Origin of the sequence: Enterococcus sp. 12F9_DIV0723 (assembly GCF_002174375.1) — a bacterium.
Taxonomy (GTDB): Bacteria; Bacillota; Bacilli; order Lactobacillales; family Enterococcaceae; genus Enterococcus_A; species Enterococcus_A gilvus.
Map to the genome: position 1 here is coordinate 2449584 of NZ_NIBK01000001.1, position 21847 is coordinate 2471430.

Annotated in this window: 21 protein-coding genes; 4 read left to right on the forward strand and 17 right to left on the reverse strand. The window is 45.4% G+C overall.

The window, feature by feature from the left end; genetic code table 11:
• Positions 1 to 33: 33 nt before the first annotated feature.
• Genes A5868_RS11610 through A5868_RS11620 form a run of 3 tightly spaced genes read right to left on the reverse strand, consistent with a single transcriptional unit; the run spans position 34 to position 3525 of the window.
• The gene (locus tag A5868_RS11610; protein WP_086303408.1) at positions 34 to 1029 is read right to left on the reverse strand and encodes a sugar kinase; all 996 of its coding nucleotides are present in this window, start codon (positions 1027 to 1029) and stop codon (positions 34 to 36) included.
• Positions 1022 to 1681 (reverse strand): bifunctional 4-hydroxy-2-oxoglutarate aldolase/2-dehydro-3-deoxy-phosphogluconate aldolase, encoded by a 660-nt coding sequence (locus tag A5868_RS11615; RefSeq protein WP_010779908.1) that lies wholly within the window; start codon positions 1679 to 1681, stop codon positions 1022 to 1024. Before A5868_RS11615 ends, A5868_RS11610 begins: the two co-directional genes overlap by 8 nt.
• A gap of 14 nt (positions 1682 to 1695) precedes the next feature.
• On the reverse strand, positions 1696 to 3525 hold the full coding sequence (locus A5868_RS11620; RefSeq protein WP_086303407.1) for a glucose PTS transporter subunit IIA: 1830 nt from the start codon (positions 3523 to 3525) through the stop codon (positions 1696 to 1698).
• A gap of 274 nt (positions 3526 to 3799) precedes the next feature.
• Here A5868_RS11620 and A5868_RS11625 point away from each other — a divergent pair, with 274 nt between their 5' ends.
• On the forward strand, positions 3800 to 4999 hold the full coding sequence (locus A5868_RS11625) for an enolase C-terminal domain-like protein (protein ID WP_086303406.1): 1200 nt from the start codon (positions 3800 to 3802) through the stop codon (positions 4997 to 4999).
• A 77-nt stretch (positions 5000 to 5076) separates the two neighbouring features.
• On the opposite strand, the gene A5868_RS11630 is transcribed toward A5868_RS11625, so the two are convergent.
• From A5868_RS11630 to A5868_RS11650, 6 genes are all read right to left on the reverse strand, one after another.
• A complete protein-coding gene (locus A5868_RS11630; RefSeq protein WP_086303405.1) occupies positions 5077 to 5784 on the reverse strand; it encodes a GntR family transcriptional regulator in 708 nt (235 codons plus the stop codon).
• A 127-nt stretch (positions 5785 to 5911) separates the two neighbouring features.
• Positions 5912 to 6919 (reverse strand): lipoate--protein ligase, encoded by a 1008-nt coding sequence (locus A5868_RS11635; RefSeq protein WP_086303404.1) that lies wholly within the window; start codon positions 6917 to 6919, stop codon positions 5912 to 5914.
• 42 nt (positions 6920 to 6961) lie between these two features.
• Entirely contained in the window at positions 6962 to 7699 is a 738-nt protein-coding gene (locus A5868_RS11640; protein WP_086303403.1) for an MBL fold metallo-hydrolase, read from the reverse strand.
• Positions 7696 to 8469, reverse strand: a complete 774-nt coding sequence (locus A5868_RS11645; RefSeq protein WP_010779902.1) for a DUF975 family protein — start codon at positions 8467 to 8469, stop codon at positions 7696 to 7698. Before A5868_RS11645 ends, A5868_RS11640 begins: the two co-directional genes overlap by 4 nt.
• A gap of 96 nt (positions 8470 to 8565) precedes the next feature.
• The gene (locus tag A5868_RS19040) at positions 8566 to 8730 is read right to left on the reverse strand and encodes a hypothetical protein (protein WP_010779901.1); all 165 of its coding nucleotides are present in this window, start codon (positions 8728 to 8730) and stop codon (positions 8566 to 8568) included.
• A gap of 110 nt (positions 8731 to 8840) precedes the next feature.
• Positions 8841 to 9920, reverse strand: coding sequence for a M42 family metallopeptidase (locus tag A5868_RS11650; RefSeq protein ID WP_086303402.1), 1080 nt, complete (start codon positions 9918 to 9920; stop codon positions 8841 to 8843).
• 173 nt (positions 9921 to 10093) lie between these two features.
• Here A5868_RS11650 and A5868_RS11655 point away from each other — a divergent pair, with 173 nt between their 5' ends.
• The gene (locus A5868_RS11655) at positions 10094 to 10504 is read left to right on the forward strand and encodes an NUDIX domain-containing protein (RefSeq protein ID WP_086303401.1); all 411 of its coding nucleotides are present in this window, start codon (positions 10094 to 10096) and stop codon (positions 10502 to 10504) included.
• A 93-nt stretch (positions 10505 to 10597) separates the two neighbouring features.
• On the opposite strand, the gene A5868_RS11660 is transcribed toward A5868_RS11655, so the two are convergent.
• From A5868_RS11660 to A5868_RS11670, 3 genes are read right to left on the reverse strand one after another with little or no spacing between them, the layout of a single operon-like run.
• A complete protein-coding gene (locus tag A5868_RS11660; protein ID WP_086303400.1) occupies positions 10598 to 11770 on the reverse strand; it encodes an ABC transporter permease in 1173 nt (390 codons plus the stop codon).
• On the reverse strand, positions 11757 to 12893 hold the full coding sequence (locus A5868_RS11665; protein WP_086303399.1) for an ABC transporter permease: 1137 nt from the start codon (positions 12891 to 12893) through the stop codon (positions 11757 to 11759). The genes A5868_RS11660 and A5868_RS11665 overlap by 14 nt, the downstream gene beginning before the upstream one ends.
• A gap of 10 nt (positions 12894 to 12903) precedes the next feature.
• A complete protein-coding gene (locus A5868_RS11670) occupies positions 12904 to 13836 on the reverse strand; it encodes an ABC transporter ATP-binding protein (RefSeq protein WP_010779896.1) in 933 nt (310 codons plus the stop codon).
• Positions 13837 to 13989: 153 nt separating this feature from the next.
• Here A5868_RS11670 and A5868_RS11675 point away from each other — a divergent pair, with 153 nt between their 5' ends.
• Both A5868_RS11675 and A5868_RS11680 read left to right on the forward strand, forming a co-directional pair.
• A complete protein-coding gene (locus A5868_RS11675; protein WP_086303398.1) occupies positions 13990 to 15090 on the forward strand; it encodes a sensor histidine kinase in 1101 nt (366 codons plus the stop codon).
• 39 nt (positions 15091 to 15129) lie between these two features.
• A complete protein-coding gene (locus tag A5868_RS11680; protein ID WP_010779894.1) occupies positions 15130 to 15756 on the forward strand; it encodes a response regulator transcription factor in 627 nt (208 codons plus the stop codon).
• A gap of 37 nt (positions 15757 to 15793) precedes the next feature.
• Here A5868_RS11680 and A5868_RS11685 read toward each other — a convergent pair whose 3' ends face one another.
• The 5 genes from A5868_RS11685 to dltA form a co-directional block, all read right to left on the reverse strand.
• The gene (locus tag A5868_RS11685) at positions 15794 to 16882 is read right to left on the reverse strand and encodes a hypothetical protein (protein WP_086303397.1); all 1089 of its coding nucleotides are present in this window, start codon (positions 16880 to 16882) and stop codon (positions 15794 to 15796) included.
• 366 nt (positions 16883 to 17248) lie between these two features.
• Entirely contained in the window at positions 17249 to 18514 is a 1266-nt protein-coding gene (dltD, locus tag A5868_RS11690) for a D-alanyl-lipoteichoic acid biosynthesis protein DltD (RefSeq protein WP_086303396.1), read from the reverse strand.
• A complete protein-coding gene (dltC, locus tag A5868_RS11695) occupies positions 18514 to 18747 on the reverse strand; it encodes a D-alanine--poly(phosphoribitol) ligase subunit DltC (RefSeq protein ID WP_010740760.1) in 234 nt (77 codons plus the stop codon). Before dltC ends, dltD begins: the two co-directional genes overlap by 1 nt.
• Before the next feature lie 332 nt (positions 18748 to 19079).
• The gene (dltB, locus tag A5868_RS11700; RefSeq protein WP_086303395.1) at positions 19080 to 20333 is read right to left on the reverse strand and encodes a D-alanyl-lipoteichoic acid biosynthesis protein DltB; all 1254 of its coding nucleotides are present in this window, start codon (positions 20331 to 20333) and stop codon (positions 19080 to 19082) included.
• A complete protein-coding gene (gene dltA, locus A5868_RS11705; protein WP_086303394.1) occupies positions 20333 to 21844 on the reverse strand; it encodes a D-alanine--poly(phosphoribitol) ligase subunit DltA in 1512 nt (503 codons plus the stop codon). Before dltA ends, dltB begins: the two co-directional genes overlap by 1 nt.
• Between the last annotated feature and the right edge of the window lie 3 nt (positions 21845 to 21847).

A 21847-nucleotide genomic window follows, 5' to 3' on the forward strand; every position in this document is an offset into this window, starting at 1 on the left:
GCCTTCATTGAATCGAAGGCATTTCTGAGTCTTTTATCGTTCTATTTTTGCGCTTTCGCTTTCTGCGAACGTTAAAACATCCTTTTCACTGAATTGATTGCAGTCGCCCTTTACTGAATGCTTCAATACTGAAGCGGCGGTCGCAAATTCAATGATTTCTTCTGGTGAACGTTCTTTCAACAGCCCGTGTAGGATGCCGCCGGTAAAGGCATCGCCTCCACCGATTCGATCAACGATCGGATCGATCATGTGCTGCTTAGAGGTGTAACAGGCCCCTCCAGCAAATAAGGTCCCTTGCAGTTCATTTACACTGCTGGAATGAACCTGGCGGTGTGTAGAATAAAAGGCTTTAATCGCAGGATACATCTCCTGCATTTTTTGATAATAGTAGGTGATACCCGCATCCAACTCTGGAATACCCAGTAAGTGGATCGCATCCAGCATGCCTGCGGAGCAATAGTCAACGAAGGGCAGTATCTTTCTTAGGAACGCCCCGGCTTCCTTTTGTGTCCATAGATTTTTACGATAATTGCTGTCAAAACTGATGTTACAGCCAGCTTTTTTGGCCTGTTGGACCAATTCGAGGGTCAACTGCTGCCAGCTTTCTGACAATGCCGGTGTGATACCGGAGATGTGGAAAATGTCTGCTCCGTCAAACAATTCAGGGCCAGCCCATTCTACTGCAGCCATTTGGGCAAAAGCAGAGGTGCTCCGATCATAGATGACCTTAGTGCCACGCTGACTGACGCCTTGCTCGACATAATAGCTTCCTAATCTGCCGTTGCCCTTCAACAGGTACTCTGTTCCCACACCATAACTTCTCAAGTGCTGAGTGACCGCCTCCCCGAAGCTATTGTCCGGGATCTTGCTGGCAAATTGGACCTGATGACCGTAATTGGCTAAAGAGACGGCAACATTTGCTTCGCCGCCTCCGTAAAATACGTCAAATTGATGGGCTTTATTAAGGCGCGTCCCTACCTCAGCAGATAGACGCATCATGATCTCTCCTAAGCAGACGACCTTAGCCATTTGCTTTGCCTCGAATCTCAGCCAGCTTTGCCGCGTAGTGCTGTGCGATTTCCGTGACCTGCTCAAAATCACCTTTCGCGGCTGGTGCCAACAGATTTCCGCCGACGCCGACAGCTACGACACCTGCTTCGAACCACGTCGCCATGTTTTCTAGATTTACCCCGCCTGTCGGCATTAAATTCACATGGGGCAACGGCGCTTTGACTGCCGAAACCATGCTCGGACCGCTGACACTGCCGGGGAAGAGTTTGATGATATCTGCTCCGCTTTTCAACGCCTGCTGAATTTCAGTGATCGTCATGCAGCCCGGCAAATAAGGAATCTGGTACAAATTGCATATCTCCGCGGTTTCCTGATCAAAACTTGGGCTGACGATGAACTCTGCACCTGCCATGATCGCTAAGCGCGCGGTCATGGCATCCAGGACTGTTCCAGCACCAATGACCGCCTCTTCTTCTCGGTCACGATAGGTTTCGGCTAGCTCTTGGATCACTGCTTGCGCATTCGGAACCGTAAACGTCACTTCGATCCCTTTGATTCCCCCCGCAAGGATCGCCTCACTTGCCTGAACCGCCTCGGTGTGATCTTTGCCTCGAACGACAGCGATCACTCCGGCTTTTTCTAAACGCTTTAAGATTTCCATTCGTTTCATGTACTTCTTATCCCCTATCCATTCAGCAAGGCGCGTTCCAAAATGGCCCCCGCTTGATGCTGTCCTTCTAGATTTTTTTCACCTGAGAATTTCAACACACGATCCATGTTCGTAATCACGACGATGATCATGGTTTCTTTTCCTTGGCTGTGGATATAGTCCAGATCCATTTTGGCGATCTTGGTATCGGCGGTTACTTTGTCTCCAGCTTTTACAGCGACGTCGAAACCTTTTCCATCCAAAGTGACCGTATCGATCCCCATGTGGACAAGGACTTCTACGCCATTTGCCGTTTTGATGCCGATCGCATGTTTTGAAGGGAAGACCGTTGTCACGATTCCGCTGACTGGTGCGTAAACAACGCCATCTACGGATTTGATCGCAAAGCCGTCCCCCATCATTTTGCTTGAAAATACTTCATCTGGAACATCTTCTAATGGTACATAGCTGCCTTTCGCTACTGCGTGCAGATTCACTTCGTTCGTGAATTCTTCTTCTTCGCCCTCTTCTGCGGGAACGAGCATATACGTGATCACGAATGAAGAGATCAGTGCGATCAAAATGCCTAAAACCGCGAAGATGAAGTATTGACCGATATACGCTGGCAGACTGAAAATACTAGATAAAATGTAGCCGTAGATACGAACGCCGAAGAAACTGATAAACGCTGAAGCGACAGAACTACCGATCGTCGCAGCGATAAATGCTTTTTTGTATTTAGATAAGATCCCGAACAATGCCGGTTCTGTGATCCCCAGCAAACCAGAAACAGCCGAAGACAAGACTAGAGATTTTTCTTCTTTTGATTTTACTTTCGTATAGATCGCTGCTGTTGCCCCAGTGATCGCCATGTTCGCCATAAACATCATCGGCATCAGCATGTCATACCCTTGGTTGGCAAAGTTTTGCAACGCGATCGGTGTCATTGCATGGTGCAATCCCGTGAAGATGGCGATTGGACGAATCGCTCCCACCACGACACCCGCTAAGACAGGCGAGATCGAGAACAACCACGCAACACCCGCAGCCAATAGGTTTCCTAAATGAATACTCAGTGGGCCAATGATCGTCAATGTAACCAAACCTGCGGCAAACAATGAGATCGTCGGTGTAAATACGGTTCGTAACACTTGCGGCAAGACCTTGTCTACCCAACGATAGATATAGCTTAAGGCCAAGACGGCAAAGATGATGGGAATAACTGTACCTGCATAGTTGAAGACCGGTACAGGGATCACACCGAACAGCTTGAAGGCTGAGATCGATCCTTCCGCGACCGCGTTGGTCATCGTCGGAAATTGCAGCGTTGCAGCGATGGCGACTGCCAAATATTGATTGGTTTTAAAGATCCTAGCAGCAGAAGCAGCAACAAAGAATGGCAAGAAAGTAAATACGCCGCTAGCGATCATGTCGATGATCAAATAGGTGTCTGTTTGATTGGAGATCACATTCAATGCGACCAGCCCTGCCATCAGCCCCTTGATCATGCCGGCTCCGGCAATCGCGGGAACGATCGGACCGAAAACTCCAGAGACAGTATCCATAAATAGAGACACGGCGCCTTTTTTCTCACCGCTGTCTTGCTGACTGTTCTCGTCTAAGCCTAATTCTTTGGCGATCGGTGCAAAGTACTCTGCAACATCTGTTCCAATGACGACTTGCAGCTGATCACTCTGGTATTTTGTGCCGACGACTTTCGGGATCTTTTCCAGCGCGGCATAATCCACCTGCTTCTCATCTTTTAAATTGAACCGCAGCCGAGTCATACAATGCCAAGCATTGTTGATGTTTCCTGCACCGCCAACATGTTGAATGATTTGTTTTGCTATCTCTTCGTGCTTCACTATTTTTCCTCCTTATTCTTCGAAACATGATTTCATGTGTTTCCGTTTTCACACACATAGTAGCATGGCTGACTAAACTTGTAAAACCAGTCCTTTTTGTTAAAAATCAAAAACAAACAGCTATTTATCAAAGTTTTATAAAAATATATTTAAAAATTGGACTGTTTTTACGCCGTATACTTCCCTTTTTTCAGACCAAATTGACAGCCCTATCATTGGCGTGTTTCAATAAGTGTGCAAATGATTCATATTTATGTACATTGGAGTGAAGAAAATGACACCAACGATCATCACGGATATAAAAAGCTACGCGATCAAACCGGATCGCCATAATTTATTAATTGTAAAAGTAGAGACCAACAAGGGGGTCTCCGGCGTCGGCTGCGGCACGTTCCAATTCCGTCCTTTAGCCGTTCAAATAGTCGTAGAGGAATATTTGAAGCCGCTGCTTATCGGCAGAGATGCGAACCATATCGAAGACCTTTGGCAAGTCATGAATGTCAACTCTTACTGGCGCAATGGGCCTATCACGAACAACGCGATCTCAGGTGTCGACATGGCGCTGTGGGATATCAAAGGGAAATTGGCCGATATGCCGTTGTATCAATTATTGGGCGGCAAGGCGCGGACGGCGATTCCTGCCTATACCCACGCAGTCGCGGATAACTTAGAAGATCTACACAGCGAGGTCGATACCTTTTTGGCAGAAGGCTATCGCTACATTCGTTGCCAGCTAGGCTTCTATGGCGGCAATCCAAGCAACCTGGAAACCCCAGAAAATCCGATCGAGGGCTCCTATTTTGATCAAGAGGATTACATGCATACGACGCTAAAAATGTTTGCCGACATCCAAGAAAACTACGGCACCCAATTCCAGATGCTCCACGATGTCCATGAGCGTCTGCACCCGAATCAGGCGATCCAATTTGCGAAAGCAGCAGAAAAGTACAACCTCTTCTTTTTAGAGGATATCCTGCCGCCAAACCAAAATGAATGGTTGGCGCAATTGCGCAGCCAATCGGTGACACCTATCGCTACAGGCGAATTGTTCAACAATCCGATGGAGTGGAAGGAATTGGTACGCAACCGTCAAATCGACTACATGCGGGCGCATGTGTCACAGATCGGCGGGATCACACCGGCGCTGAAGCTGGCCCATTATTGCGACGCGATGGGTATCCGTATTGCTTGGCATACACCATCAGACATCACCCCTGTTGGATTAGCGGTGAATACGCACTTGAATATTCATTTACACAATGCCGCCATCCAAGAGAACATCGACGTTCCTGAAAACACGAAGAAGCTCTTTGGCAATATTCCGACTCCTGAAAAAGGCTTCTTTTATCCGATCGAAGAAAGCGGCATCGGCGTTACCTTCAATGAAGAATTAGCCGCGGAGTATCCCGTGGTCTACCGTCCTCACGAATGGACGCAAAGCCGTACACCTGACGGAACGATCGTTACACCTTAAGAAAAACTAGCGAAACGCCCCGCACTCAGTTGGATGCTGAAGCGCGGGGCGTTTTTTGGCAAATGAAAGTGGCAGCGTTAATCGATCCTTGACCGATGGATCTCGCGGTCAAACGGTCGGATATAGGTCACTGAATAATCGATCGCCACGATGCTGCTGTATTCAAAGACCTGACCATCTTCTAAGATCGCTCGATTCGTGATTTGCATCGCGGGGGTCCCGCGCTTGCACAGGAGCAGCTTTGATTGTTCCTTTGACGTAGTGATGGGGTCATAGCTGGTGATGTAATGGGAAATTCGGAAGCCCTTCTGCTCCACGTAATTCTGGATCGAGTGCTCGACGACCTCTTTGGATAAATCAGGAAACATCGCCACCGGCAGCTTCGAGATCTCTAGCTGTTCGATCTTGTAATTGACGATCCGAATCCGTTCGAAGGTCCAGATCTCCTCTCCGTCTGGAAGTTGAAAGATCTTCTGCTCATCTAACGTAGCAGGCCCCTTCTTCAAATCGATCATCTTTGAGCCGATCCGATCATAAGGGGTTCGAGTCAGCGAATTGAAGATCAGCGGATTTTTCACCCATTTTTCATGGACGAAGATCCCCGAGCCTTGAACGACGCGAACGATCCCGATCTCCTCGAGGTTTTTCACTGCCTGCTGGATCGTAAAGCGAGAGACTCCGTAGATGTCCGCCAGCTTTCTTTGATTCGGCAGCTTTCCCTCCTTAAATTCTTCCTGATAGATTTTGCTCAATAGGTCCTGAACGATGAATTCGCGCTTTTTCATAGAAGCTCCTTTGTTGACTGTATTCTTACTTCCTATCTTAACAAAAGAAAACGATTTTTACAGTCTGTTTTCTTGAAGTCCGATACTAAAAAAAACGCCCCTTCTGAGATCGAAAGGGCGTTTTGTCTTAATAGATCAACGATAAAAAGTCTTCTTTTGTGATGTTGCCAAAATAATGCGTCAGGTCGATCTGGTCAATCTGGTCTTCTAAGGCCTTCTTATCATAACGGGTGCCCACCAATTGCTTTTCGACATCCTTGATCTCGCCTAATCCAAAGAAATCACCGAAAATCTTTGCCTTTTCGATCGCGCCATTGGCAACGTCTAGGCGAACCTCGATAGAACCGATCGGAAAACGTTTTTGGCGTTCCAGATTAAATTCAGGCGAACGGCCGTAGTTCCAATCCCAATTTTTGTAGTAGTCTTCAGAAATCTGATTGATGGCTTTCCAATCTTCGTCAGTCAACTCATGGGTCTTGACTTGATCGACACTGTCCACACCAAAGATCTGCAAGAGGATCGCTTGGCGGAATTCTTCGGTGGTCATGTCTTGTTTGTCAGCCGGCAAGAATTCTTTGATGTTCGTCACGCGGGAACGGATCGACTTGATCCCTTTTGATTCGATCTTGTCTTTTTTGACCTTCAACGCATTCACGACTTCATCGATGTTGCTGTCAAACATCAGCGTGCCGTGGGCGAACATCCGACCATTGGTTGAGTACATCGCATTGCCGGAGAATTTTTTGTCCTCGATCACTAAGTCGTTGCGGCCTTTCAATTGAGCCCCTTCGATGCCTAGCTTGTGGAGGGCTTCCACGATAGGCTCTGTTAATTTTTTGAAATCCCTAAAGGAGTTGCCGTCATCCGGCATGATGAAGCTGAAATTCAAATTCCCATGGTCATGATACACCGCACCGCCGCCGCTCAATCGTCGAACGACATGAATCCCTTTTTCATCGACATAGTCCTTGTTGATCTCTTCGATCGTGTTTTGATTCCGACCGATGATGATCGAAGGCTCATTGATGTAGAAAAGCAGGATTGGTTCGTCTAAGGGCATGTTTTGCAATAAATACGTCTCGATGGCAAGATTTACTCGTGGGTCACGTTCGTTGTCATTTGGTACATAAAGCATATTTCCAACTCCTAACTCCGATTAAGGAATAAAATTTTTTGTCTAAAACTCAAAGACTTTATGAGGCGCTGCTAATTCAACGGGAATGCCTCCGCTGACAGCCGCCGCCTGTTGGCGTAATTCTTCCAGATCGCCGTGCTGCGGCAAATGAGTCAACACCAATTTTTTGACTGCGGCATGTTTGGCGAACGTTCCGGCTTCTCCCGCCGTAAAGTGGGCTTTATGGTGTTCGTTGCCATCAAATAAATACGTATCCGCTAAAAACAGGTCCGCGTCTTTGGCAAATTCATTGAAGGATTCTAGATAGCCAGAGTCTCCGGTGAAGACGAAGACAGCACCTGTCTTTTCCTCCACAAACCGCATCGCATAGCAAGGGACCGGATGAATCGTCTTCATAAACGTAACAAGAAACGGCCCGACTTTCAATTCTTCTGCTTCGAAATACGGGCGTCCTTCTGTCACGCCTTCCATCGTCAACTCATTGAAATGAACGTCATCCTCCGTATGCCCATAAATCGGCAAAATAGGTTTAGGCGTTTGGGTCGGGTAAAGCTGCCAATAATATTGCAATACCCCCAGATCCGCAATATGATCGTGGTGGTAATGGGTCAAAATCACCGCATCTAACGCCAAAGGATCAAGCTCCTTTTCCAGCTCCACCAAAGTCGAGCTGCCGGCATCTAATAATAAATGGAAGCCTTCTGATTCCAGCAAATAGCTGGTGGTTCCTTGGCCTTCATATGGATACGCACCTAAACAACCGAGTACGGTTACTTTCATGCGAATTCCCCCTGTTCGATTTTTTCTTTCAAGGCTTGGTCATAAAATGCTGCGCTTGCTGTATTGACATAGACAGCAACAAAGAGCAGGCCGACGACCAAAGCGACAAGTCCAAGAATGTACCAGCCGATAAAGGATAATTGCAAGAGAATGTATTTGCCCCAACGGTCCTTCAACAGAGACCACGCCAACTTGATACAGGCACCGACACTTAAATCCGGGTAATCAAATTTCACCCACACAGCAAATTTGAAAATAATGCTGATGATCGTACTGACTAATAAGAAAACCAACGTCAAGATGACATACAATCCGATAACGCCGATGCTCATCAAGGCCGTAACATTTTCCGCACTCGTTACGCCGCCTGAAGAAATCAAAGACAGGTAGACACTGCCTCCTGCTTGTAATAATAAGGGAACAAAAAACACGGCTGCTAAGGCATATTGAACCACTTGCGCAATAATATTGATCAGTAACAGCGGAACATAATAGCCTTTTTGAAATACGACAAAGATTTGGCCCAATTCCGCTCTGCCGCCTCGCACAACATATAAGCTGATGTAATACAAGGCATAGCTAAATGCAAAAAGGACAAAGATGCTCAATAAAAATGAAAGAGTGAATTGAATGCCCTCGTTATTGAAATTTGATGTAACACTGCTGATCGCTCCGGTCAAGATCCCTACGATCACGACCAATCCAACGTTGATTCCCCACTGCCCACTTAATCGATCCTTGGCTAGTTGGCGATAATTGCTAAGACTCATGAACCCACTTCCTTTTCTTTTTCCCAGACGGCGATGGCGTTTTCTCCAATGGAAAACCCGCCGCTTCGCTGTCTGAAGTGTCATTTTATTTTTTAATTATTGCAGCTCCGCTATTTCTTTTGTCAGCTGCTGGATTTTCCGTTCCACTCTTTTTGCTTCTAAAGCCACTGGAACATTCGCATAATTGAGCTTCTTGAAGGTTTTCAATTCTGCTTTTAGATGCTCCAATTCGGTACGTTTTGTATCTATTTTCTTATTCATATTCGACTCCTTATTCGAAACAGCGACCGACTACGAAGGACCCGATCAAAACAGGTCCCTCTATGAACAAATGAACATAAAACAACAACGATCTGTAGGTACAGAGGCTCTTAATAATTCTTGATTTCTCCAACGGTCTCGTAATCCAAACGAGCAACGACTTCAGTTACTAATTTCACTGTATTGAAGTAATCGTCTTCGTGGATGATCGAGGTATGTGAATGTAAGTAACGAACAGGCACTGTGATAGCCAGTGACGGCACCCCATCGCGTGTCAAATGCATCTGTCCCGCATCCGTCCCGCCGCCAGCGATCACCGTGTATTGGAAGGGAATCTCTAACTCCTCCGCAACATCGGTCACGAAATTCAATAGTTTTTTATGAGGCACCATAGACGCGTCATAGATCAAGATCTGCGGTCCTTTTCCAAGAACAGAATCTGCTTCCCTCGGCGTCATCCCCGGTGTGTCTCCTGCGGTCCCTGTATCCAAGGCAAAAGCGATATCGGGATTGACGATGTGGGAGCTCGTACGTGCGCCCCGCAAGCCGACTTCTTCCTGTACGTCGCTGCCGGCAAATAAAACATTATGGTGTTCGCGCTTCGAAAGATTTTCCAATACCCGCAGCGCAACGGCTGTACCAATGCGGTTGTCCCATGCTTTTGCCAGCAAGAATTTTGACTTATTCATGCGTTGGTATTGAATGTACGGCGTCACCATGTCTCCCGGGCGAATGCCCCATTCTTTTGCTTCTTCCTCACTGCTTGCACCAATATCAATAAACATATCTTTGATCTCAAACGGTTTTTTCCGTGCTTCCGGCGTCAAAACATGGGGAGGCTTCGATCCGATGACGCCATGGACAATGTCGCCTTTGCGGGTCTTGATTTCTACTTGCTGCGCCAGCATCACCTGATTCCACCAGCCGCCGATCGTTTGAAATTCTAAAAAGCCCTTTTCCGTAATTTTAGTGACCATGAAGCCGACTTCGTCTAAGTGACCAGAAATAAAGACTTTTGGTCCGCCGCCTGCGCCATGTTTTGCGATGACACTGCCCAGACCGTCAAAGAAAATATCATCTGAAAATTCCTTGGCGTAGTTTTTGAACACGTCTCTAACTTCTTCTTCATTTCCCGCGATCCCTCGCGCTGAAGTCAGATCGATCAATAATTGTTCTTCCTTTTTCTCCACTATAACTCCTCCTGTTTCCTTTACATACTAGTTGTTGCACCGCTCGAATACGCTGAAAAATAGCTTTGATCTTCATACAAAAAATAGGACGAGCAGTCGTTTTGCATAAATTCAGTATACCATTGTCAAAAAAATCTGCGAAGTATGTTGTATAATCACTGGGAGGTGATCAAATGGCACGCGAATTAGCGATCGAACTGACGATGATGGTAATGATCGAAAATGAGTTAGGAGAAATCTTAGTACAAGACCGTAAGAAAAAAGATTGGCCCGGCTGGACCTTTCCCGGTGGGCACGTAGAAACAAACGAAGGCAGCTATCACGCCGCCTTACGGGAAATAAAAGAAGAAACCGGCTTGTCTATCCAGCCCGTTCTGCAAGGAACAGCGGAATGGAACAATCAACGAAAAGGCACACGAGAATTGGCTTTTCTTTATACCGCCAATGTCGAAAAGCAGCCCTTGCCAGAAGCGCTCTTTTGGGTCGATAAAGAAACCTTGAACAAGCATTCCTTGGCTGGAACCTTGAACGAGCTGCTGCCGGTCTTTTTTGGCAACGAACAACAGAAATACTTTGACGTATAAAAAAAGAAGCCTTCCCTTGCTGGAGCAGCTCCAAAAAGTCCGTGGATTCCTTTTGACTTTTTGAAGCCGTCACTTAAGGAAGGCTTCTTTTGATTATGTGCGAACTTTTTTTAAGGACCACGTTCCTTTTTCCCGCATTGTGATCAGATGGATCACCCAGAAAACGGCTGCAAAAGCCAACAGGACCCCAGATTGAAAATAAAAGTTATCCAAAAAGACGCGGTCAAAATGAATGGTTTTTCCGATCAATTCATTATTTTGGGCAAACCAGTACGTGGGCGTGAAGGCAGCGACCTTGTTCACTGCGCTTGGCAGAAATTCACTCGGCACGAAGACCCCGCCGACAAAACAGCTCCCCATAATGAAAATATTATTGATCCCGGCGATCGCATCTTCATTTTGCATGATGCTGGTGACCATGATCGAAAAGCTTACGATCGACATGAAGAACGCCACGGTATTAAGAATGAAGTACCCGATCGCCTGATCAAAGCCGCTTCTGATAACAAGCTGGACGAAGGCTAAAAAGATCATCAAGCAAAACAGCGAATAGAGCAAATTTCCAAGGGATATTTTTCGCGCCAGTTTTCGCCGTGACAGTGGTGAACAGCTATTGCGACGACTGATCGTTTCACGATTAAAGGCAAGATTTACAACCGCGTACCCGCTAAAGATCGACATGAACATCCCGTAAGACAGCAGATTATAAATCTGACCTTTGACACGCTGCGTCTTCCTTTTGTTGTAGCTTGAATCAAAATGAACGCTGCCGGTCTCACTCAAGGTCGCTTTGGTTTTCTTTAACAGCTCGTCTTGACTAAGGTTCGGCAACTGTTTTTTATACGTATAATACGTGTTTAAATAATTATTGATCGTCGTATCCACCAGTGATTGGGAAAAAGTCGCCGGACGGGTCTTGCTCGCCACCTTCACAGGCTTTCCTTCCGCTAGTTTTTCAGAGAAATCTTTAGGAATCTCCAGGATATATTCGACTTCGTTAAAGTAAAGCGCGTCATCCAGACTTTTCTGAGAGGTGTCCTTCAGCTTGACGATCGTGTGCTGCTTTCCAAGGTACTCAACAAAGCCTTTTTCAATCGCGGAATCGTCCTTTGAAAGAATCGCGATCTTCGCCCCGCTCAATTCCTCTGCCTCTTGTGACAGCTGCCCTGCGTAAAAGAAGGTGATCACTGCCATGATGATGATCCCAAGAAGAAGCGAGCCCTTGTTCTTATTTAGAATTTGCAGAATCGCTCTATAAGTGGTCATATTGCACCTTCCTTTCGAATGAGTAATTGAGTAAGACAAACAATAAACCAAATCCTGCCAGCCAGATCATGTTGTGGTAAAACGGACGCAGCGATTCGTAATAAAACAACTGATACAGGCTTTCACTGATCAAGTTCACAATATTGATCCGACTCAAAAAGGGCGCGTGAACATCGATCCAATACTTGATCGACTGTGAGCCCATCATCCCTGCTAAAAAGCTCATGATCATCGAGATGGAGATGCCGATGGAAACCTTCTGCTGAAAATCGACTTTCGATAACGCATTTCCGATCAGCGTCCCAAAGGCGATCGATGTAAAGGTCCCCAGCGCACAGACGAACAAAATATAGTTCCATTGATCCCCAAAGGCGACTTGATACACAAAACGATAAAACAGCAGGATCAAGACTGTTTGAACAAAGAACAAGACAAAACTTGCCAGCATATTTGCAAAGGACACCAGCAACTTGTTCCGTGGGATCAGACACAAACGCATTCCCTCGGGTGATTGATTCGCCTGCTGATCATTCGCATTACGCAACCCCCACATGAAGCCGTACATGATCGTCATTCCCACGAGCGTAAAGAAATAAAAAGATTTCAAGTTAAAATTCCCGGTATCATTGCCGTCTTCTATATAATTCTTTTGCTCTAACACCTGATTGAGACGCTGCGGCTGTAGAGTGCCAGATGCCATTAGAGTTTCAACTTTGTTGGTGTTTTGCAAATATTGACTCAGCAATTCCTTTAAAATCGTTTGTTGCGTGCCGCTTTTGCTGACAAACAATTCGATGCGGTCCGCGTCGACTTCAAAGTATCCTGAGAGCTCGTCGTCAGATAATTGCTTCTGCGCTTCCTTTTTTGAAAGCTCCTTGCCCTTGAAGATCACTTCATCGTCATTTTTGATTTCCTTCAGGACAGCCTTAAATTGAGTCGTTTTTGCTTCATCTTTTGCCACGATCCCCACAGTGGACGTTTTTATGGAGGACATCTGATCCAGGTTGCCAAAGGCCAAGTTGAACAGCAGCCCTAAAACGATAGGAAAGGCCAATGTCCAAAAAAGCAAGCTGCGGTTTCTCAGCAGGACCCGCAAGCGATAATAGAATAATCGTATAAACATCGTCTCACCCCTAATCCCTTAATTCTTTCCCAGTGATTTCCAAGAAGACATCGTTCAGCGTCGCTTCTTGGGTATGGATATTGGCATACATGATCTTTTCCGCTTCAAAGTAATTCAAAATCGGCAGCAGCGCTTTTTTCAGATCCTTCGTCGTCACCTTCAGATAGCTCTCGTCGTAGGCAACTTCCAAAATCGTAGGAAATGCCCCTACTTGCTCGACCTGCGCTCGCGTCAAGCCGGGTACTTCAATGATCAGCTTCTCGTTTTCTCTGACCATGTTCTTCAATTGTTCTTTACTGCCTTCAGCGATCACTTGCCCTTGGTCGATGATCACGATATGGTCACACAGAATCTCAACTTCCTCCATATAATGCGTCGTGTAAACGATCGTTGCCCCTTGCCGATTCAATTCCTTGATACTGTCTAGGATCTTGTTGCGGCTTTGCGGATCGACCGCTACCGTAGGCTCGTCTAAAAAAATCAGTTCTGGCTTATGGACGATCCCGCAAGCAATATTCAGCCGCCGCTTCAACCCCCCACTAAGCTGCTTCGGATAGAATTTGCGGAACTCTCCCAGACCTACGAGCTGGATCACTTCCTCCACGTATTGCGCCCGCTTTTCCTTTTCTTGGATATACAATCCACAAAAGTAATTGATGTTATCTGTCACATTTAATTCTTCAAACAGAGCGATTTCTTGCGGTACGATCCCGATCTTTTGTTTGATGCCGTATTTTTCTGGACCCATTTCTTCCCCGAAAATTTTGATCGATCCCCGATCATAGGTCAGCAACGACAACACACAATTGATCGTCGTAGATTTTCCGCTGCCGTTTGGACCCAACAAGCCTAAAATCTCGCCTTTTTTTACCGATAAATTTAAATGATTCAGCGCAGTGAAATCCCCGTAGCGCTTTACTAAGTTCTCGATCTCGATCAACATTTGAAAAACCCCTTTTCCTTTTCTTCTTACATTTACTATAATGAAATCAAGAAGATCGCAGTAGTGAGTTTTCGCCAATTACAAAATGACAAATGTCATTTTGTGGCCCATTGAACGACATGCAGCGAATTTATTAGTCATTTAGGAGTACTTATGAGAAAACAGACAAATCATTGGATCGATTTTTTCTTTTTGGAAGTGATTGGTATCTTGCTGCTGATGCAGAGAGGCTTTGAACCCTATATGGTGGTGTTCCTGCTGGCAAGTATCTTACCTGCTGGACCGGCTTTATTGCTTGAAAAACCGTGGAATCAGCTGCTGGGGGCCCTTCCCTTGCTGCTGTCGAGTTTTGTCTGGCCGCCGTTAGTGGTCTTTTTACCGGCAAGTGTCCGGCTCGCTTTTCGGGAAGAACTTCAGCTATATTGGGGAGTGATCCTGCTGGGGGTGCCGCTCCTTCTGGAGACCTACTCGTTGCCTGAGCGGCTGTTGGTGGTGTGTTTGATTGGATTTGCCCTTTTACTCGCCTGGCGAGAAAAAAAGCAGCGCGAGGTAACAGAGGATTTGCTGCAATTAAAGGATGACAGTTGGGAAAAGCAAGAACTGTTAAAGCAAAAGAATCAAGAATTGATCCACTCGCAGGAGACCTTCATTGATCTGGAGATCTCAGAGGAACGAAATCGGATCGCACGGGATATCCACGACAATGTCGGACATCTGTTATCCAGTGCGATCATTCAGCTTGGTGCTATCGAGGCCATCAATCAAAGCGACAGCCTAAAAAAGCCGCTTCATCAACTGAAAACGACTATCCATACAGGCATGGACAATATTCGCGAGAGCGTTCATGATCTTCATGAGACCTCCCTGTCGTTTGAAAAAGGGCTAGATTTATTGTTGGCAGATTTTCAGTTTTGTGATGTCGCCTTTGATGGGACGATCCCAGATAGTTTGACGCCTGAACAGGAGCGAACCTTGCTGATGGTGCTCAAAGAAGCGCTGGCGAATGTGATGAAGCACAGCAATGCCACTAAAGTCACGCTTTCGCTAACTGAATTGCCTGCTTTTTACCAATTGCAGATCGCAGACAATGGAACGATACGCAAAAAAAAGGGCAGCGGGATCGGATTAAAAAGCATGCGGCAGCGAGTGGAACACATCAATGGTCAACTGCATCTCTCGCAAAATCCCACCCATTTTTTGATCCATGTTGTTTTACCAAAGAAAGATTCTGATACGATCCGCCATCCCCGCTGATGGGGAGACTGGTCTTGATCCATGAATAGGAGGAAATGTATGATTCGTGTCGTCGTAGTCGATGATGACCCGTTAGTAACGGAATCATTGAAAACTATTTTAGAAATTTCCGATGAGATCCAAGTCGTCGGTACAGGAAATGCCGCCTCAGAAGCAGTCACCCTCTACTTGCAGGAACGCCCCGATGTTTTGTTAACAGATATTCGCATGGGAGAAAGTACCGGGATCGAAGCCGCAAAGGAAATATTCAAGCACGTTCCAGACGCTGCTATTTTGCTGTTAACGACTTTTTCCGATGACGAATACATCCGCGAAGCATTGCAGATCGGCGTAAAGGGCTACCTCATCAAACAAGACTTGGCCAGCATCGTCCCGGCGATCAAGGCAGTCACTAACGGCCAATCCGTTTTTGGCACAGAGATTGCAGGAAAACTGGCGTCGATCCTGACTGATCAATTGCCCCGCAAACATCCGAGCGTAGAGCTGTCTGAACGAGAGAAAAGCATCCTGATCGCTGTCGCAAATGGAAAAAACAACAAAGAGATCGCGAAAGAATTATTTTTAAGCGAAGGGACTGTCCGCAACAATATCAGCCAATTGCTGGAAAAACTTGATGTGCGGGACCGCACGCAGTTAGCGATCTTTTATTATCAAAAATACCAATGAGCAGCGCGACCTGAGAAGTGTCTTATCTCAGGTTTTTTTACTGTTTCTTTGCCCTCGCTTTTTTTGCTTTCCTATCATTGATCAGCCCTTGGATATAGGCTTCTTTTGCTGAGAGCGGTCTGTTTCGTTTCTTTTTCGGCGGCGGATCAGCGACTGTGACAGCGGGGGAATCGTCTTCGTTTTTCGCAGGCGCCGATCCCTCAGAAACCATAACTGGTGTTTCTTTGACAGATGCCTCATTGGCTGCTTCTGCCGGTCGCTCTACGAACAGTACTTGGATATCTGCCAGCGTTTTGTTTTCCGGCAAATGTGCTTTGACTAACAGCACCGCTTCCTCATCGCTCAAGGATCTTGGATCAAACCCGTGGGGCACCATGATTTTAAGCGTCTCCTTCTCTGCTTCTTCCGCAGCTTCTGCTGTAACGATTTCTTGTGTAGGGGCTTCATTTGCAGTAGGTACGGACACCGACACTTCGTCCCTTTTTGACACTGCCGCCGACTCCTCTTCTTCTCCAAAGGTTTCTTTGGCTCCAGGACGATTGGATTTTAACAATTTGGTAAAGCGGCGGACACCCTCGTTTTCAAACACCGTCAAGGTCGTCAGTATCTCCAATAGCCCGTCTGTCTCTGTTTTAGTGCGGCTCTCATCGCTGTCCCTGATCGTGAGAGAATGCCGTTTCCCGTTGGCATCCTCGAAGACTGTGAGGAGCCGGAGGTGTAGATCGGGATTTTTACACTCCCCCGTTCCAGGTGTCTTCAGTCGTTGATTGTATACTTGCGCCTGCTGCGTCATCCGATGGTACTCTTTTTTATTCTTGAATAGGCGATCAATGACCTGCCCCCAGTCGCCACCTGAAAAATACGATTTAAAATACACACAAAAATGGCGCAGCACGTCACTCGGTTCGGCAGTAAGGAATATTTCACAAAGAAGTTCCCTTAAGAAGAACGAAAAATCCCCATTACAAAGGGCATTTCTGACCATGATCGCAACGGCATATTCCACGACCGAAGACGTATCTTTTGTAGCGGCAAAAAACGCGGTCATTTTTTTCTCTAATGATTGGCGCTTTATCCCAAAAATTTGTCGAGGCAATAAGGGTGTTTCAGGTTTTTTAACGGGCATCTTCATTCTCTCCTTCGTTGTGAACGCTTTCTAGTTAAGAAAATCATACCCCTTGTTGCGTAAAATTACTAACCCATAATTATTCAAAAAAATAAAATAATCGTACCACTTTCATCGGCAAAACGTTAATTTTCAGGTTATAAATAACTGTATATTTAGAATCAAATCCTATCAAAACCTCGTTAAATCTGATGATTGCATTTTTTAAATTTATTAAAAAAACATATTTTTTCTTTTGAAAAAAGCCGTAAAAATCCTCTTATAATTGCCTTTTCTCTCTAAAATGCTCTATAAAAAAACACACCTCTTCTTTAATATTTGAAAAAAAGCCATAAACAACATTTATTGTTTATGGCTTGCTTCCTTTTATTTAATTTCGCCCGGGTTCATTTCTTGCCATTCGTTGCTTAAGAAATACGGGTTATTGATGGTGTAGTTTTTGGCCTGCGATTGATTGTTTTTCAAAAATGGTTTGATTTTTTTATCCGCCGCTAACCAGCCCTTCCAACCCAAATGGATCGTGTCTTGCATAAAGTAAGGCGTGTTTTGATCGTTCGTATAATCCGCAATATTCGTGAATCCTTGAGAGGTCAATTGGTACTTGATCTTCGCAGAGAATTCTTGCAGCATCTGATCTGAAAGACCCGTGTATCGCGCCCAACGACCATTGACTGGAGGAATGATAAAGAGCGCATCCGCATGTTTCTTCGCAAGCTGATCCAACGCTAATTGGAAATCAGAGAACTCTGGAGAGTAGCGGTAATCCCAATTTTTTTGTGAATTGGCTAAACGGTTTTGATGCGGTTTGATCCGTTGATTATAAAACCGTTGTTGAATCCCAAATTCATTGCCTTGTGTTGCTTGCTTACCTAGCTGGTTCGCCAATGTATTCAGTTCATGAGCGTCGTATTCATTAGGCAAACGTTTCGTGTTTTTATCGATTTGATCTTGTTTGCTGATCATTCCGATCGTACTGAACAATTGATCTTCCCGTTCAAGCATATTGTATTTCAATTTGCTGAATGCGATATCCGTTTTATTCGGCAGCTTGCCCTTCATCACCGCATCAAGCATTCGATCTAAACGTTCGTCTTTTCTTACCACTCCGTAGTGGGTCAAACGTTGTGCCAAGTATTTGTCACTTTCGTCGACTTTTTTCAAATTCAACAACCAATTCAACGTTTGTTCTGGAGAATAATAGGCATCAAAGTAATCCCGCTTGATCCCGTTTTTAACAAACCATTGAGGAGAAATAATGAAGACGACTTTGCGATCCTTCAATTCATTTCCCAGCGATTGCATCATCATGAATTGCGTCAATGACTGCGTTCCTGGCGCCCCCATCAAGAAGGGTGTATACCCGCGATCATATTTCTCCGCTAAAACAGAAGGATGAAACGGACTGATCCGACTCAACTCAGAGGAGCCGAAAAAGGGTACATAGTTATCCGTACTTAGAGCTTCCTTTGTAATACTGTTTCCTCGTAAAACATTTCCAGCCATTGAACTTGATGCAGCTTTGATCAACTTCGGATCGTTGCTGTTAATTTTAAATGGTGAAAAAAACAGAAGAACCAATAAGACTGCCGCTAAAAGGACCGGCCCAAAGATACCGAAGAGTTTCTTTTTCATTAAGCTTGCAAAGCTTTCACTTGTTCAATGATTTTGTTCGGTGTGTTCCATTGAGCGCGGTCAAACTCTGATACAGGAACTTGAACACCTAATTGTCCTTCGATCTCAACCAATAGTTGGACTGTCGCTAAAGAATCCATCAATCCTTCTTCAAATAAATCTACATCTGGATTGTCTCTTACTTCATCTGTTCCTGTAATATCTTCTAAAATGCTAAATAATGTGTCTTCCATGTCAATCGCTCCATTTCGTTTTTTAATTAGTACTTGGTTTTTTATTATTTTTATCATTGCTATCCTGCTATGGCAGCTAGCTCATTGTTATGGAATCATTTTTCAAGTGCAAAAAATGATTTCATTTCGTACGCCTACCATCCAGCTAAACGCTTCACGCTGAGTATGGTTTTTATATCTTTACATCAACTTGAATTTTAACAAACTACTAAAAGCTGGACTGGCAGCTAGCTCATCTCTATGAAATCATTTTTCAAGTGCGAAAAATGTTTTTATTTTCGTACGCCTACCATCCAGCTAAACGGTTCACGCTATATTCAACCTTTAAAACATTACATCAGCTTGAATTTTAACAAACTGCTAAAAGCTGGACTGGCAAATATGTTATGGAACCATAATTTATCCAAAAAGCCTGAGAAGATCAAAAAGCTTAGGCAGACGGCGTTGAAGGTCAAGAAGACGGCCAACGCATGGGTAAATTTGTTCGATGGTATCTGCTTTTTGTGTTTTTTCTTGAATCGCAGCCACGCATCGGTCAAGCAAATCAGTGCGGCATGGTAGAACCCGTATAAGATGTAATACCACGTCAGCCCATGCCAGACGCCCATGATCAAGAACAAAGCGAAGTAGCCGACATTTGATGCCACGATCCGACTCTTGAAGGTTTTCTTTTTGATCAATGTAAACATCAAGCGCATATAAATGTAATCACGGAACCAGAAGGAAAGTGTCATATGCCAACGATTCCAGAATTCTTTGATGTTCCATGAAAGAAACGGCTTGTTAAAGTTCGGCGGTGTTTCGTACCCCATCAGCTTGCTGGTACCGACCGCGAACAAACTATAACCGGCAAAGTCAAAGAACAAATACATGCTATAAACGTACATGTAACCGACCAAGCCCCATGAGATCCCGCCGTGGTGCATCGCGATTCGATCAACGATAGGCAGTAGAACTTGACCAAAATAATACCCGATCACGAATTTGTACAAAAACCCGACAAAAATATCATGAACACCTGCACCTAACAGATCGACATATTTTTCTGGTGTAGGCGGCTCGTTCAAATCCTTTTCAAACCGGCGATACCGGTCGATGGGACCAGAGGAGATCGTTGGGAAGAACAGCAAGAACTTGATGTAGTTCAACGGGCTGTATTCCTTGATCATTCCATCCCGCATTTCCATGATCATCTGAACCGATTTAAACGTCAGATAAGAAATACCGAGGAAGCCAACGATGGAATTTTGTCCATCCATAAAAGGCGTGACCTTCACAAGAATCAGTGGCAGGATGCTTAAAAATACTGAGAAATAAAAGACACCTGACTGGTTTTTGTTTTGCCGATACTTGTGATAGCTCCAAACCAAGAGGCTTTGGAAGATCACGTAGCCGATCAGCGCCAGCCCTTGACGGTAATCCTTTCCGCCAAAGGAGATGTATAGGAAGAACAAAGTGATCAGTGATTGATACCAGTTGATTCGTTTGCCTCGAAACAGCAAACTTAAAATCAACGGCAAAAGTGTGACAATTAAAATGATAAAGTAGATGGGTGACGCATATGGCACCATGTGAGGAACGAACATTAACGATTCACCTCATTGATCAGTCTCTTGCGGTCGATTTTGCCGTTGGCTGTCAGCGGCAATTGCTCCACGTAGACGAATTTTTGCGGAATCATGTATTCCATGACGCCTTCAGCCAATTCTTCTTTGACTGCTTTCGTTAATTGATACGCTTTTTCAAAATCATTGTCATTGGCGACAACGTATGCGACCAATTGTTGAACCTTATGATCCTGGTATTTCGGAACCACCGTTGCTTGTTTCACATAGGAAACTTTTTCTAAATGATGATCAATGTCTTCCAATTCGATTCGGAAGCCATGAAGCTTCACTTGAAAATCGATTCGTCCTTCATAAAGCAATAGTCCATCTTCTTGCAATCGGCCGGCATCGCCAGTGTGGTACGCTGGCACACCGTCGATCTCGAAGAAAGCAGCCGCCGTTTTTTCCGGGTTGTTCATGTACCCTTTGGAAACGCTTGGCCCTTTGATGATGATCTCACCGGCTTCTCCTGGAGCGGCCTCGCGATCGTCATCATAGATCAGCACATCAGTGTCCTCTTTGATATAACCGATCGGTACACGGTCATATTCCGCCAAGACCTCTGGGGTCACTTCGATTTGCGTCATAGCCACTGTGGCTTCTGTTGGTCCGTAAGTGTTAAAGACTTTCGCCTTTGGAAAACGCCGCAGCAGTTCTTCCGCGGTCTTACGAGGCAGCTCTTCTCCGCAGAATTGGAAGATCTTCAAGGAAGGCACATGCTCGCCGTCGAAGGTTTTTTCCATTAAACAAATATCCATGAATGAAGGGGTCGATACCCAAACTTCCAGGTCCAGCTTTGGCAAGAAGCTGAATAATTTTTTAAAGTCGTTGATTACTGCTTTTTCCATCGGGATCAGCGTACCGCCGCTGCAAAGTGATGGATAGACGCTCATCACAGATAGATCAAAGGAATACGGTGCCTGCGACAAGAAGCGCATGCCGGCTTCGATCCCAAAATCCTTCAGATCCCAGTTAACAAAGCTCAGTAAATTCGTGTGGCTGATTTGTACACCTTTTGGTACGCCTGTCGTTCCCGAGGTAAAGATGATGTAAAATGTTTCGTCGTCAGTGACTGGCTCCAAAGCCTGCGGTTCTTGTGCTGTCTTAAAAATCTCAGCAAGCGCTACTGGCGATACGACTGGAACAGCTGTAGCGACTTCTTCTGGCCAAGGCAAGACACTTAGGATCATCGTTGGCTGTGCCACTTCTAAAATCAATTGAATCCGATCCAATGGTGTATTGGATTCGATCGGAATATAGGCATGTCCGCTTTTGGCAGCCCCTAAGAAGCTGGCGATCATTTCCACTTCCAATTCGCCGAATACGACGATGGGTGTTTTCGCTGCGGTTTGCTTTGCTAAATAATGTGCTAAGTTATCCGACCATTGTTTTAAGGTACGGTAACTGAATTGTTCTGTTTCAGATTGATAAGCGATCGCCTCTGGTGTTTCATTTGCCCAGCGATCGATTGCTGTAATGATGTTTCCCATGAT

Excerpts from the sequence above, each read along its gene's own strand:
- A5868_RS11670 (WP_010779896.1), bottom strand. The coding sequence starts at position 13,836 with ATGTTGATCGAGATCGAGAACTTAGTAAAGCGCTACGGGGATTTCACT.
- A5868_RS11665 (WP_086303399.1), bottom strand. The coding sequence starts at position 12,893 with ATGTTTATACGATTATTCTATTATCGCTTGCGGGTCCTGCTGAGAAAC.
- A5868_RS11640 (WP_086303403.1), bottom strand. The coding sequence starts at position 7,699 with ATGAAAGTAACCGTACTCGGTTGTTTAGGTGCGTATCCATATGAAGGC.
- A5868_RS19040 (WP_010779901.1), bottom strand. The coding sequence starts at position 8,730 with ATGAATAAGAAAATAGATACAAAACGTACCGAATTGGAGCATCTAAAA.
- A5868_RS11635 (WP_086303404.1), bottom strand. The coding sequence starts at position 6,919 with ATGCTTTATGTACCAAATGACAACGAACGTGACCCACGAGTAAATCTT.
- dltA (WP_086303394.1), bottom strand. The coding sequence starts at position 21,844 with ATGGGAAACATCATTACAGCAATCGATCGCTGGGCAAATGAAACACCA.
- A5868_RS11610 (WP_086303408.1), bottom strand. The coding sequence starts at position 1,029 with ATGGCTAAGGTCGTCTGCTTAGGAGAGATCATGATGCGTCTATCTGCT.
- dltC (WP_010740760.1), bottom strand. The coding sequence starts at position 18,747 with ATGGAAGACACATTATTTAGCATTTTAGAAGATATTACAGGAACAGAT.
- A5868_RS11680 (WP_010779894.1), top strand. The coding sequence starts at position 15,130 with ATGATTCGTGTCGTCGTAGTCGATGATGACCCGTTAGTAACGGAATCA.
- A5868_RS11675 (WP_086303398.1), top strand. The coding sequence starts at position 13,990 with ATGAGAAAACAGACAAATCATTGGATCGATTTTTTCTTTTTGGAAGTG.
- A5868_RS11625 (WP_086303406.1), top strand. The coding sequence starts at position 3,800 with ATGACACCAACGATCATCACGGATATAAAAAGCTACGCGATCAAACCG.
- A5868_RS11660 (WP_086303400.1), bottom strand. The coding sequence starts at position 11,770 with ATGACCACTTATAGAGCGATTCTGCAAATTCTAAATAAGAACAAGGGC.
- A5868_RS11645 (WP_010779902.1), bottom strand. The coding sequence starts at position 8,469 with ATGAGTCTTAGCAATTATCGCCAACTAGCCAAGGATCGATTAAGTGGG.
- A5868_RS11630 (WP_086303405.1), bottom strand. The coding sequence starts at position 5,784 with ATGAAAAAGCGCGAATTCATCGTTCAGGACCTATTGAGCAAAATCTAT.
- A5868_RS11615 (WP_010779908.1), bottom strand. The coding sequence starts at position 1,681 with ATGAAACGAATGGAAATCTTAAAGCGTTTAGAAAAAGCCGGAGTGATC.
- dltD (WP_086303396.1), bottom strand. The coding sequence starts at position 18,514 with ATGAAAAAGAAACTCTTCGGTATCTTTGGGCCGGTCCTTTTAGCGGCA.
- A5868_RS11685 (WP_086303397.1), bottom strand. The coding sequence starts at position 16,882 with ATGCCCGTTAAAAAACCTGAAACACCCTTATTGCCTCGACAAATTTTT.
- A5868_RS11655 (WP_086303401.1), top strand. The coding sequence starts at position 10,094 with ATGGCACGCGAATTAGCGATCGAACTGACGATGATGGTAATGATCGAA.
- dltB (WP_086303395.1), bottom strand. The coding sequence starts at position 20,333 with ATGTTCGTTCCTCACATGGTGCCATATGCGTCACCCATCTACTTTATC.